Genomic DNA, 13,858 nt, shown 5'->3' on the forward strand with positions numbered 1-13,858 from the left:
CAAATGTACCGCGCTTGCTGCATTTGCCCCAAAGACATACAAACTCGGATGCCGTATTCTATTGCATATTAAAAGACTGTAGTTATATATACGAAGTTCCAGTCTAAATTGGTATTTAATGTTTATGCTGTATACCAACAGACATAAGTTGAAAATTTTGGTTTTGAAATCATAGAAATTCAGCAAAAATCCTATTAGTATTATAAGCTTATGCTGCCTGCCAAACATTTTGCAGAGACGACTGCAACTAATACCGCAAGTCAGACACTCTTAGAATTTGACCGCGTTGGTCTCGAATACATTGTTGATAATAGACCAAAACGAATTATTGAAGATGTTTCTTTATCAATTAACGAAGGTGAGTTTGTTTCTATAGTTGGACCTAGTGGTTGTGGTAAAACATCAATCCTGAAAATGGTTTCTGGCTTAAATCCTACTGCGATTGGAGAAATAAGACTCCAAGGAAAAAAGATTACTAAACCCCTCAAAAATGTAGGAATTGCCTTCCAAAATCCTGTGTTGCTACCTTGGCGAAATACATTAAAAAATGTATTGCTACCTCTAGAAGTTGTTCAACCATACAAGCGCGAGTATAAACGGCGATTGCCAGAATACAAACGCATGGCACAAGAACTTTTAGCAACTGTTGGCTTGCAAGATTTTCAACAACAACTTCCTTGGCAACTTTCTGGAGGAATGCGCCAACGTGCTTCACTGTGTCGCGCTTTGATTCATCAACCAGAAATTCTTTTACTAGATGAACCTTTTGGGGCGTTAGATGCTTTCACTCGCGAGGAAATGTGGGTAATGTTGCAAAATCTCTGGATGCGAGTTAAGTGTGTGGGAATTTTGATTACTCACGATCTGCGCGAAGCTGTGTTTCTATCAGATACAGTTTACGTCATGAGTCCACGCCCTAGTTCAATTATTTATCAATTAAAAATTGACTTACCTAGACCGCGCACTTTGGAAATGTGTTTAACCGATGATTTTAATCATCTCTTTTCTGATATTCGCAGGCACATTCGTCGGAGCTAAGTAAGAAAGCCATGAGCAAACAATTTAAATTAGATCGTTTTTTTCACTCGAAGGTAGCTAGTTTTATATTACCATTTCTGGCAACTATTCTATTGTTAATCATTTGGGAACTAGGCGTTCATATTTTTCAAATTCCGCAGTTTAATTTACCTTCACCTAGTAGTATCTATCAAGCTGCTATTACATATAGTTCGCAACTTTGGACAAATGCTTGGCGAACATTAGTGACAACAACGATTGGATTTCTTTTGGCGATCGCAACTGGTGTCTTTTTGGGATTCTTGATTGGTTACTCGCGCATTGCTTACCTAACGCTTTATCCGATATTGGTAGGTTTTAACACGATCCCGAAAGTCGCGCTCGTTCCCCTCCTTGCAGTTTGGTTTGGTGCAAATGAAATTCCTGCAACACTTACTGCTTTCTTACTAGCCTTCTTCCCGATCGCCGTTAACGTTGCTTTAGGATTAGATACGGTAGAGCCAGAGATGAAAGACGTGCTGCGATCGCTTGGCGCATCCCAGCTTGAAGTTTTCCAAAAAGTTGGATGGCCCCACACTCTACCCTACCTATTTGCATCGCTGAAAGTTGCCGCATCTTTTGCATTTGTTGGTTCCGTAATCGCTGAGTCGGTAGCCTCGAATGGTGGAATGGGTTATCTCATCGTTGCGGCTAGCTCTAATTTTGACGTACCACTAGCTTTTGCTGGACTTTTGGCGCTATCTATTTTAGGAATACTCCTCTACGGCTTTTTCGTCATCTTGGAAAAGTATGCAATCTACTGGGCACGCTAATCAGTGCAGATAGAGTTATCTTCGTATGGAAGCACCATTCGTCTCTGTGGGACGAAACCAACCCATGTGGCGATAATTTGGATGAAGGTGTCCTTCGGGTTGATGTTGAAACTCAACTTCTCCCGATTGCGTATTGCGATGCTTGACAAACTGACGTAACAAGCGATTCATCAAAAGCCTCCTCTTCACACCGTTAAAACTCTGCGGTGATGTATAACTCTTTTTAAATTTCTGTATTCTATTTTACCATTATCTCAATTTCTTGAAATCAATTTCTGCTCTTCCCCAAGACTAATTTCGCTGCATCTAGAGTGATTGATCGCAAAACCCCAACCTCCGCCCCCTCTTATTCATGCTTGGCTTTACGCTAGTTCTCTTTGGTTCTCTCTGTCTGGCTGCTCAAAACGTGCTGCTGCGGGTGATTTTCGTCAACAGTCTCATTTTTGGGATACTACCCTTTGGTGGATTTGTTGTTCCAAGTCTTGCTAACTCATTGTTGCTATTGCAGTTGCGTGCAGTCTTTATGCTACCGTTGATAGTTCTGCTAGCACCCAAGCTTTATGCCACGACATGGCTAAACTTAAAACAGTTGCTCTACCCCCAAGACCGCCCACTATTGATTAAAGCTTCGATCAGTAGTTTTTCTTTATTTTTATCACTGGCACTTCTATTCATTGCCATTGCCAAGATTCCCGCTGGGGTTGCGACCGTTTTATTTTTTATTCATCCAGCAATTACAGTTATCCTCGCTTGGCGGATTTTTGGCGATCGCCCAACATGGTTGCGTTGGGGAGTGCTAGTTATTGTCTTCAGTGGTAGTTTTCTTGTTGTGCCGAGTTTCACGACAACAACCGATAGCGATACTTTAATTGGTATTAGCGCCGCATTAGGAGCCGGAGTCGCTTATGCTATTCAAGGAATTCTGGCACAAATTTGTTTTCGCGCGATTCATCCTGTGCCTTTTACCGTTGTCAGCTGTACAGTGATTTTGGTGTTTTCTAGCCTCAGTTTGTTATTCGTCAATATCGAGGTAGGCGATGTTTGGTCAATTCTAGGGATTGTCAGCTTAATTGCCGCATTACTCACACTCGCTGGACAACTTTTGTACAATTTTGGCATCCATTTAGCCAACGCCGCGATCGCTTCCATCGTGGCGATTAGTAATCCTACTTCTACCGCAATCTTAGCTTGGTTGATTATTCAAGAAGCTTTACAAGGTAGGCAAGTTTTGGGAGTAGCTTTGGTAACGCTAGGGGTAGGATTACTCAGTCAAGATGCACGCAACACAAAAAGCGGCTAGTTTATAGCACGATAGCAGAAGTCAGGGTTAGAAGCAAGCTAAATAACTAGAATATCGGTATTGTTATGCTGTTATGAGTGGTTAGTGACCAGTTACTAATCGCCTTTTGTTAACACTAATCAATCGAATTTGACATAAAACCTATGGTACTAATGTTACATAGTAACCCGTTTATGGTAGCTTGCTCGCACGGGAATTCACAATTCCTGCATCTTGAATTGCTGTAAAGGCAGTTTCCCCTAGAATTTGGTGCGCCCTTGTTGTCGGATGAATACCATCCCAGAATAAAAAGGTGTCTGGATTGTGACAGGCGTTCGAGTTGGTTAAACACGGATTGATGACATTGTTAAAGCCAAAAGTAGCTGGACTTGCGATCGCTTCTCGATAAAGTGTATTTGCATCTAGCGTGGCGATTTGAACATCAGAATGCTGCTGCAATACCTTCAGCGATCGCCGCAAACTTTGATTATGCGCTTGTGTTAATGCACTGAGCCTTGCAGAATTCGCCGTGGTGCGTGTCGTTGGTAACTGTCCTAAATCTGGTAAATTTGCTACTAGGATCTTTTTAGCACCGACATTAGTTAAAGAAGCGATCGCGCTGGTGATATTTTCGACAGGTATTGTATTGCTCGCTCCCTGCAAGTAATCATTCGCCCCTGCCCATATAACATACAATGCATCTGGTCGAGTCTTTGGCTGCGTTTTATGAAACGATTGAATTTGTGTCAGCAAGCCAGGTACAAGACTATTGCGATCGCCATCAGTCGTAGCTCCTCCATACGCAAAATTGTTGACTTGATTTGACGAGAGATTTAGGCGATCGGCTAGATATTCTACCCAAACCCGACCATTTGAATAACGTCCTTGAAAATAAGGTGGAGGTGGATACATCCCTCCTGTGGCTTGGAACACCATACCTGTATCCGAAAGACTGTCGCCAAACACATAAAGTTCTGTAATCGGTTGATTTGCCTGAATCGATGTTGTCAATACAACCATGACAAAAGTTAGGAACGCAAGTCCTGCTAATAGAAAACTTTTTGCTTGCATGAAATTCTGCTGCAAACTCCCAAGAGTACTATTTTTACTCAGATTTTCAAACAGAATAAATCCGCGATAGTTAAGTTCTGAGTAGGAATTGAGCCTGCAATTGATTGCTTCTCTAGCGTAACAAGCTGAATTAAGCTGTGGATAACATAACCGAATCTTTTTAGGTGTGGATTTTGCCAATTATCCCAAGGGCGATTGCTCAATCGTCGCGATCGCACTCAGAGCTGCAATTCGATATCCACATCCACCTCTGAGTCATTCAAATATTCTTGTTTGTTGCGATCGCGTAACCTGTTCCATAAAAGAAGATATTCTTCACTTCAATGAATCATTGTATTAACTAAAAGACAAACTTTTAATAGCGCTGATAATAGTTAAAAACACAATTAAATATACGACTAAATACGCCTTTTTTATTGAATGTATTGATAGCTACAAGATGAAGTTACATTAGAATAACTCTTTTAACAGAAAAGACTTCAAACTAAAATTCCTCGTAAGAAAGATGTGACACTTACTCCTAGTTTGAAACGATGTCAGCATAAGCATTGCCAATTGAAATAACGTAAGCTTATGAAATCTGCTGAAAGTCAAACACCAAAAACTGACTATAATTTCGCTGATAATCAAAGCCAATAACGTAAGTTCAAGCAGATAGCGTCATTACTCGTAAAGATATACCAAACTTGGAATTTCCCATGACTGTTACAGCGATCGCCATAGAAATTAGCTTATTCATATTGGGACTTATGACGGCTATCAATATTTAATCAATCGTTTCCTGGTACGCGTAGGCGATTTGTGCAAAAGCTAGAAAATTAATCGAGTTTTGTTTCATAGATTAGTAAACCTTGATGGTATGACGTTAAGTTATGAAAGCTTTGATGCAACGACGCTCACTGATTGTGGTGCTGCTAATTGTGGTTGTGGTTGGGATTCTGGGCTACTTACTCGAACTGTCCTTTCCAATTCGACCGCCTACACTAGATAGCACCTATACACCGATAACCAAGCCTGCACCGCAAGAAATTGGTTCCTACGATGTGCTTGGTACTTCTGTGAGTAAAGCAGAAGCAGAACAACTACTGCAAACCGAAGCAGGAAAAGTTTTACTTGCACCCGATAATGGCGCGATCGCAATTACCCAAGACCTCATCGATCTAGGACGCGATGCATTTTACCGCGAAACTTTCGGCAACGAGTACTTTTTCACCGATGTTATGGGTGTACTTGATGGACCAATTAATTTGGTGAGTGTGAGTAAGGCGATCGCCGCCCTCGGAGGAAAGCACACTACCAACTTGCAGATTCCACTCGATCGCGATGTCACCGTTGGTGGACGAACTTTCAAAGCTGGGACGAAATTAAATACCGGATTAGACGTGCCAGCAGGTTCACTCGTACCTTTAGGGATGAAACTTGTAAAATCGGGTACTAAACTCCGTATGGGTTTAACCTGTGCGCTGTGTCATGCAACAGTCGATAAAGAAACAGGACGCATCATCGAAGGTCCGCCAAACAATGACCTCGATTCTGGGCTATTGCAAGCCTTTGCAACTAACTCGGCGGCAATGTTTCGGCAAACAGGAGTCAACCCCACAACACTACCACCAGGGGAAAACACTTACATCAACGCCGATGGTCAAACAGCACAACTACCCGATCCGCAAGCGTTGGAAGATGCTGTAGATGAACAATTTCTGGCGTGGGCACCTGGTAATTTTGATTCCACCCCAGACAACAACAACAATCCTTCACAAATTCCCTCGTCTTATACCTTCGAGACATACCCCTACGGCTGGAGTGGATTTGCTTCAGTCGGCTGGTTTCATGGATTGACAACGCTCAACAATAACGTTCATGCTGCCAACTCTGACCCTACCTCTGATTCCTACGGTAGTAAATATCTGCTGGGGATTGACAAGGAGACATATTTAGGAGTCATGCTGCAGAACGCTGCCAATCCCAAATTCCGCTTACCACAAGGTGCGAAACCGTCAGAATTTTTTGAAAAACACGACCCCACACCAGGTCAACCAGGAATCAACGAAGTCATTAAGATGCCAGGGCATCCCAAAGGCTCGATCTTTATGTTAGATGGACTGCTGGCGAGTTCGCCTGGATACTTGGCTGGAGAGCAACTCAACGGGTTGTCTGCGTATCAAAATACGCTCGCTCCGCCACCGCATGAACCGACATCGGACACCGAAGTACTCCGACGTGGGGCTGCGGTATTTGAGAAAGCCAATTGTGTGAGTTGCCACAGCGGGCGCTATTTTACAAATCATGACGTAATTCCAGAACAAGAAGTGCAAGCACATCCCTCCCGCGCAGCGGCGCTGGCGAAGTTTCCACAAATGTTTGTTCCCCCAGAAACTTATCCTGGCAATATTGCTGTACCACCCCCAGCCGATCCGCCGGTGATATCGGTGCCTTTAGATATTACACCGCAGCGCGTCCGCGATTTAGCTTATGCTGTCGGTAATCCGGCTGGCGGCTACAAAGTACAGAATTTAATTGGACTGTACTTGACTGCGCCTTATCTCCATGATGGAGGTGTTGCTGCCAGTTCCGAAGCGCTCAAGCAAGATACTGATGGTTTTTACACAGTGGCAAACCCTGACCAAATGGGATTAGCAGGCACTTTGATGCAAGGAATTGAGCCCGATCCGGAAGCAAGTTTGCGCGTGTTGCTCGATCGCAATCTGCGTGAAGTCGCCATTAACCAAAATCGCGCTAATCGTGACTTGCAGATAACAAACGGCGATGGCAGTGGTCACAATCATTGGGTCGATGCCCGTGCCGGATTTACTGCACAAGAGCAAACTGACTTGATTCAATTCTTGCTTTCGATTGATGACGATCCCGCTGTGTTGCCCGATTCTACTTCACAGTTGGCAACAGGGACAGAGCAAGAATAAAAAAACGAGGGTCAGGATAATTATTATTTTTCGACTCCTGACCCCCTCTATAAAAGATGCCCTCCGACTCCCGTTGAGACTACCTACTATAAGTATATTTTTCTACACTAAAACAAGACATATAAGTAATTTCATGGGAATAGTCTTGGCAACATGAAAAAACAAACCACAAAGGGCACAAAGGATACGTTTGCGCAGTGTGTCCCGAAGGCATGTAGAGAGTAAGAGTTTCACAGAGTTTTTGCGTAAGTCCCGATCAATTTACTTGAGCGCTGACTTACTTTTTTTTACATGATGTTATAGTTATCCTTAGTGTAAAAATACGGCAATTCTTGCCAAGAGATCCTCAAAATCAACGGGTTTGCGGATAAAATCGTTTGCTCCTGCCTCAAATCCTAATTTGGCGTGAGCTTGCTCGTGGGCTGTCACTAGTAGGATAGGAAGCGAAGGTAAGTTGTAATTTTGACGAATCTGTCGAGTGACTTCATATCCACTTATGTCTGGTAGCATCACATCGAGCAAAACTAAGTCGGGTAAATTAGTTGATATTCGGCTGAGGGCTTGGCTACCATTATCAGCAGTTTCAACCTCAAACCCCTCTGCTTCTAAAAAAGTTTGCAGTAAAAACAGATTATCTGCTATGTCGTCTACAACTAAGATGCGGTAGTTACGAGAAGATGGCACAAACACGAAACCTTCAAAAGGTAGTATAGATGTTTCAATTCCGCTTTATACTTATCCTTTCGACTGAGCGCTTCACGTCCTACTTTTGAGAGAGATCGGTATCATCCCTTGGGAGTATGAGTCGCAGATAGGTTCTGATACAAATTCCTTTTCCCCACGTCAACCACGCCCAATTAAACGCGCGATCGCACTTACCAATTCACTAGGGTTAATCGGCTTCGACATATGTAGTTGAAAACCAGCGCTTTGGGCAGCTTGCCGATCTTCTTCTCTAGCATACGCGGTTAAGGCGATCGCCGGAATTTGTCTACCTTGGCTGGCGGCTAAAACTTGAATGCGGCGAATAAGCGAATAACCGTCTTCGTTGGGCATACCAATATCACTAAGAACCACATCAGGGTAAAAACTTTGCAATCTCTCAATCGCGGCGGCGGCGGAGTTAACCGCGATCGCTTCTGCGCCGTATTGCGCCAGCATAAAAGTTAAAAATTCGCGCGTATCCGCTTCATCATCCACAACCAGAATGCGCGCGCCATCAAGGGCGATCGCATCGCTATTTGGCGCACTCGCCGAAACTTCCGATTGAAGTGGTAAAAGTGGTAACTTCAACGTAAATGTTGCACCTTGTCCTTCCCCTGGGCTATCGGCGGTAATTGTACCACCATGCAACTCAACAAGATGACGCACGATCGCAAGTCCTAATCCTAACCCGCCTTGAGTACGGGTAATTGAGCCATCCGCTTGCCGAAAGTAGTCGAACACGTACGGTAGAAAATCGGCGCTAATGCCTTTTCCTGTATCGCTGACTTGAATCTGTGCATAAGTGTCGTTGCGTGTCAAGGAAACGCTTACGCGCCCACCACTCGGCGTAAATTTAATCGCATTGGAAAGTAAATTCCAGATAACTTGCTGTAAGCGCGTTGCATCGCCCGAAACTTGTCCGGCGGTAGAATCAAGCCGCAGTTCGATTTGAATCGACTTTGCATTCGCGGCGAGGCGCATTGTTTCCATCGCAGCTTCAACGACTGACGCCAAGTTCACCACAGTCGTATTTAAACTGAGTTTACCTCTGAGGATACGCGATACGTCGAGGAGGTCTTCAATCAGTTGCGTTTGCAGTTCAGCATTGCGTTCGATCGTTTCTAGCGCGCGTGTCGTCGTGGCTTCATTCAATTTGCGCGTCCGCAAAAGTTTTGCCCAGCCCAAAATCGAGTTTAGCGGCGATCGCAATTCGTGCGATAAGATTGCCAAAAATTCGTCTTTGATGCGGTTAGCGTGCGTCAACTGTTCGGTTTGTTGCTGCAACGAAGCGAGTAATTCTGCGCGTTCCATCGCGGCGGCGACTTGATCCGAGGCAGCTTGCATTAACTCGATTTCCTCAGGCGCGAAGCTAGTCCGCGTTCGACTCGCAAAGCATAGCGTACCTAGAAGTCGTCCTTGCACAATCAACGGTTGACCTGAATAAGCTGTAATTCCTAGGGCGCGGATTGCTTCGGTATTTGGCAGCTGCGATGCTTGGACATCGCTAACGAGCAGTTGACGGCGTTGCTGTGCTACCATACCGCACATTCCTTGACCTAGTTCGAGCCATTGAATTGCTTGCGCAACTTCTTCAGAAATACCGCCATAAGCCGCTAAACGTAACACCTGTTGATCGTCGCGTTCCTCGACTAAGAAGTTAAAGTAAAAATGCAAGTCTAGCTGCGCGGCGAGTTTCTCAAACAAGTCGTTGAGGAGTGTGAGTGGTTGCTGCGTAGAAAGCAGGGTATTTGCTGTTTCCGAGAGTAGCTTAAGTCGTTCGCTGCGATCGCGTAGCGCTTTTTCTGCTTGTTTATACTCGGTAATATCGCGGCTAATTACGAGTAGCGACTGCACTGAACCATCTTGCGCAAATTCAGGTGCAATTCGCGATTGATACGCGCGCATCCCATTGGGTGAGGGAAACTCGAATTCAAAAAAACGGCACTGTCGCGCTGCGAAAACTTCGCGTAGGGCATTTTCCCATACGGTAACGATTTCGGTTGCAAATCCCAGTTCAGCTTTAGTTTTACCAATAATGTTGGCGCGGGAAATACCGGTTGCTGGCTCAACCGCAGGATTAACGTAAAGGTGACGCAGTTCGGTATCGAATCGGGCAATGATATCAGGAGAGTTTTCTACCAAGGCGCGAAATTCTTGTTCGCGGCGATGTAGTTCGGCTTCTATGTACTTGCGCTGGGTAATATCTTCAGCAATGCCATTGACACACAGTATTTCTCCCGCATCGTTTTTCACCGGATAGCCGCGATCGCGCACCCACCGTACCGTACCATCAGGACGCACAATGCGATACTCTTCGTCGTATTTTCCGCGGAGGATATTGGTAAAGAACGCCTCGCGGACGCGATCGCGATCGTCAGGGTGAATCGCATCGATCCACTCGTACCAATTTGCTTTGAGACTCGCACAACTACGCCCCCAAATTTGTTCGTACGCGGGACTCACATAAAGCGATCGCGCTTGCTGCGGATCGGACATCCAAAAGACATCTTCAATGCTTTCGGCTAGCTGACGAAATCGAGTTTCACTCGCTTGCAACGCGGTTAATGCTTGTTTGCGTTCGGTAATGTCGCGGAGTAACCAACGCAGCGCGACTAATTGTCCCGCGCGATCGCGTACCGCCGCTACGGTGACAACAATATCAATCGCGGGAAGGTCTTTTTGGCGAATCACGCAAACTTCCCACTCGCGTACCCAATCGCCTGAACGTGGCTCGTTGATTTTAGCCGTTAAGTCGTCGCGATCGCCTTCCGCGACAAAATTGAGGAATGATACCCCAATCAAGAACTGTGCTTGAACTCCCAGCAGACTTGCAGCCGCGCGGTTAGCTTCTAAGATTGTTGCGGCGGTATCTGTCACCAAGTAACCGTCGGGCGCAAATTCAAACAACTCTTGATAGCGTTGGCGTTCTCTTTCTAGTGTTTGACGAACAGCGATGAGATCTTGATTTTGTTGCGCTAGCTTTTCGTTTTGCGCTTTTAATTCCTCCTCAACGATGGCGAGTTCTTCTAAAGCTTCTTGACGTTCGATTTCTCGCTGCTTGACGAGACTAATGTCTTCGATTAACCCATCAATAACCGTCACGCCGTCGATTGTATTGATCGTTTGACTTATCCGCACCCAAATTGTACTGCCATCAACGCGGCGTAGTTGCACTTCGCGATCGCCAATTTGTTCTTGCTGCAACTGGAAAAATTGTGAGTATTCTTCAAGCTGGAAATTAGGCTTTAGTGTTTGCGTAACAGGTGCGTAGTCTTCAATTCCTAATAGCTGGAGAAATGCTCGATTACCTGCAAGTAACACTCCATCTTCACGCAACCGATAAACGCCAATATTCAAAGCGTTGAGTAGCGTTTGCAGGTGGTCTAGTGTGGTATGTTTTTGTGCAAGTGCGGCGCGCGCGGCTGCGCTTAGAAAACGATAGTTTTGTGGTGACTTGATAATGTAATCGTCTAATCCTGCTTTCATTGCTGCAACTGCAATTTCTTCACTACCGCTATTTGTAAACATCACCACTCGGCAATCGGGATAACGATTCTTAATTGTTTGTAAGACGCTTAGCCCATCACTCCAACTCAGTTGATAATCGCAGATGACTAAGTCAAATTGCCCTACTGATAATGCTTGGTCAAAATCTTCAGCACAAGTAATTTGTACGACATCAATATGCGGAATTTCGCGTTCAAGTTCGGCGATCGCTTGTAGGCGATCGTGCAAAGAATCATCAATGACAAGAATACGTGACATTAAGTTGCGAAGCAGTTGTGTATTAAGGTCAGACTGATTTCAGCTTATTCAGCATTATCAAATGGCTATTGTCATAGTTTTCTTTGTCTATACGCTCAGTAAGTAAATCGATGTCATTCTCGGCTCGATCGCGCAAATCCCTCAGACAAATCGACAAGCACCCTAAAATCGAAGGATAACGAATGCGATCGCCAAATCCTTCTTTTTACGGTAGCTACAACCAAGCCGTATCATTATCATTCACAATTTACGGTAAATTTGCAATACCACGCAAGATTTGAATATTTTAACGTTATACAATTAGCGTGTTTTTTGTAATTAAAAAAACAATTAAACTTAAAGACTACCTCTTCCTAAAGATACAGTTGTCGTCATTGCAGCGATTCCTATTATCGCGAACGTCCTAAATCTGAGCGAACGAATTTGCTGCTAAATAAACAAATTCCACCTGCGTGGACTTCATAAAAATCTCTATACCATTTCACTAAATGAGAGCTAAAAATAACTTCTTTGCTGCTACCTATTGGTATCAGCCTTAAAATAAAACAGTATGAGTGTGCTGCCTTGCACATTTCGTTTTGATAGTCCCCAAGGTAGCCAATCAATTCACTACTTGATTAATAAAGGTATACTTTAGACTTCCTACGTGAAGATCGTCGCGAATAAATTTGCACCTCACCAAACATAATAGACGCGCAGCAGCTTCACGACATTAATTCAATAAAATAATATGATGCTCGTCATCAACCGAGATTATTCCTTGCTCTCGCAGTTTGTTGAGTTGGCGAGTCGTCGTCACGCGGGTTGCACAACACGCACTCGCCAGTTCTTCATGTGTAAAACGCACACTTAAACGCGTTCCTTGCGGCACAGTTTGACCGATTTCTTGTTTGAGAAACTGTAAAAGATAATGCAAGCGATGTTTTACCCGTCGTTGACCAGAAATGTGTAATAATAACTCTGTTTGACGAAGGCGAGAAGTCAATTGAGGAATTAATTTTTGCACTCTAGATGGACAATCAAGCCACTTTGTTAAAGGAAAGCGTATCAACTCAACGTTGTTTGTGAGCGCTGTTGCTTGATAAATATTGAGCGAAGTAATGCTTCCCCCAAACGGCATTGATGAACTGGCTAATCCGACAAGGACTTCTTCACCAGTATCGCTCATCGTACTTAATTTAACGACTCCTTGGCAAACTTGATAAATTTCTTGATGATTAATAGGAATAATTTCCCCTTTGTAATACCGATCCTTGAGGCGATCGCTCACCACCTCATCATTACCGTTTGAAGATAATGTCGATTGTCGCTGTAATGTATTTTCGCGCAGCAGCCAACGCAAACCTACTATTTGTTCGCGTTCATCACGAATTGCCATGTAACTGATATCTACATCATACAAGCGCTTGCCACTGGGTAGTTGAAAGCTTACTTTAAATGGTGGAGTTAATTTATTTTGGTACTTTCTTGCTAGATTATAGTTAAAATGTTGACGACTTTCTTCGGTAAGTAAATCAGTTAAAAGCTTTCCAATCAGTTCTTCTGAAGAAAGTTCAAACAGTAACGTCACCGCGCGATTAACTTCTCGAATTGTGCCTTTGGTATCGGTTACAATGTAACATTCAAACCCAAAATCGAATAAATCATAGTAACGCTGGCGTTCCGCAGTTATGATCGCTTGTGCTGCCATTAATTCTTGCTGCTGTTTGTGTAGTTCTTGGGCAGCAACTTGCAGTTCTTGTGCTGCTATCCCAAGTTCCTTAAACGCTGCTGGTAGTAAGTCCAAATGAGAAACAAAAGGGTCATTAGCATCTTTGGACAATGCTTCTAGTCGAGAAGACATCTTGTTGACTCGGTGAACAAATCTATCAATGTTCATACAATCGGTTGATTTGTGGTATGGGGTGTAACAGCTATCAGGCTTTTTATTAGTTTTAGTTGAGTAATTAAGCGCAACTTTAGCTATTAGTTATTTTTGCGTTGCATTTTGAAGAATTCAAAAGAGAACGTCATTAGTTAATGAACCAAAATCTTTCGCCATTCTTTTAATTAAGCTAGCATTTTTATTTGTTTTATAAACTCTTTTTTAGCCCGTAGACTTAACTGTACGTGGTCTTTTCTCGCTTCAATAAAGAAACAAAAATAGAACGCAAGTTAATCAAAATGGCTGTCACTCGTAATAAACTTGATAAACTTGAGTATCTGCAGCCAGTGTTACAGCTACATATTGCGTTAACTGAATTTAGCTTTCTCGAAAGTAAAATTGGTAAGATTCTTTTCTTTTAGCT

General features: G+C 43.7%; 9 protein-coding genes. 4 read left to right on the forward strand and 5 right to left on the reverse strand.

What is annotated here, in order from left to right; all coding sequences use genetic code 11:
- Nucleotides 1-210: 210 nt before the first annotated feature.
- Both B1A85_RS00330 and B1A85_RS00335 read left to right on the forward strand, forming a co-directional pair.
- Nucleotides 211-1,038: an ABC transporter ATP-binding protein gene (locus tag B1A85_RS00330; protein ID WP_104544965.1), complete on the forward strand. Its 828-nt coding sequence runs from the start codon at nucleotides 211-213 to the stop codon at nucleotides 1,036-1,038.
- Nucleotides 1,039-1,049: 11 nt separating this feature from the next.
- A complete protein-coding gene (locus tag B1A85_RS00335; protein WP_104544966.1) occupies nucleotides 1,050-1,829 on the forward strand; it encodes an ABC transporter permease in 780 nt (259 codons plus the stop codon).
- 15 nt (nucleotides 1,830-1,844) lie between these two features.
- Here B1A85_RS00335 and B1A85_RS23770 read toward each other — a convergent pair whose 3' ends face one another.
- Nucleotides 1,845-2,000, reverse strand: a complete 156-nt coding sequence (locus B1A85_RS23770) for a hypothetical protein (protein ID WP_168192320.1) — start codon at nucleotides 1,998-2,000, stop codon at nucleotides 1,845-1,847.
- 181 nt (nucleotides 2,001-2,181) lie between these two features.
- On the opposite strand from B1A85_RS23770, the gene B1A85_RS00340 reads away from it, so the two are divergent.
- Nucleotides 2,182-3,129, forward strand: coding sequence for a DMT family transporter (locus tag B1A85_RS00340; protein ID WP_104544967.1), 948 nt, complete (start codon nucleotides 2,182-2,184; stop codon nucleotides 3,127-3,129).
- Between the two features lie 171 nt (nucleotides 3,130-3,300).
- Here the strand turns inward: B1A85_RS00340 and B1A85_RS00345 are convergent, their stop codons facing one another.
- Nucleotides 3,301-4,179, reverse strand: a complete 879-nt coding sequence (locus B1A85_RS00345; protein ID WP_104544968.1) for an SGNH/GDSL hydrolase family protein — start codon at nucleotides 4,177-4,179, stop codon at nucleotides 3,301-3,303.
- An 884-nt stretch (nucleotides 4,180-5,063) separates the two neighbouring features.
- Here B1A85_RS00345 and B1A85_RS00350 point away from each other — a divergent pair.
- Nucleotides 5,064-7,100 (forward strand): di-heme oxidoredictase family protein, encoded by a 2,037-nt coding sequence (locus B1A85_RS00350; RefSeq protein ID WP_104546252.1) that lies wholly within the window; start codon nucleotides 5,064-5,066, stop codon nucleotides 7,098-7,100.
- Between the two features lie 309 nt (nucleotides 7,101-7,409).
- On the opposite strand, the gene B1A85_RS00355 is transcribed toward B1A85_RS00350, so the two are convergent.
- From B1A85_RS00355 to B1A85_RS00365, 3 genes are all read right to left on the reverse strand, one after another.
- A complete protein-coding gene (locus B1A85_RS00355; RefSeq protein ID WP_104546253.1) occupies nucleotides 7,410-7,784 on the reverse strand; it encodes a PleD family two-component system response regulator in 375 nt (124 codons plus the stop codon).
- 159 nt (nucleotides 7,785-7,943) lie between these two features.
- On the reverse strand, nucleotides 7,944-11,570 hold the full coding sequence (locus B1A85_RS25045) for a PAS domain S-box protein (protein ID WP_104544969.1): 3,627 nt from the start codon (nucleotides 11,568-11,570) through the stop codon (nucleotides 7,944-7,946).
- Between the two features lie 712 nt (nucleotides 11,571-12,282).
- Nucleotides 12,283-13,413, reverse strand: coding sequence for a helix-turn-helix domain-containing protein (locus B1A85_RS00365; protein ID WP_168192321.1), 1,131 nt, complete (start codon nucleotides 13,411-13,413; stop codon nucleotides 12,283-12,285).
- Between the last annotated feature and the right edge of the window lie 445 nt (nucleotides 13,414-13,858).

The organism is Chroococcidiopsis sp. TS-821 (assembly GCF_002939305.1).
Classification (GTDB): domain Bacteria; phylum Cyanobacteriota; class Cyanobacteriia; order Cyanobacteriales; family Chroococcidiopsidaceae; genus Chroogloeocystis.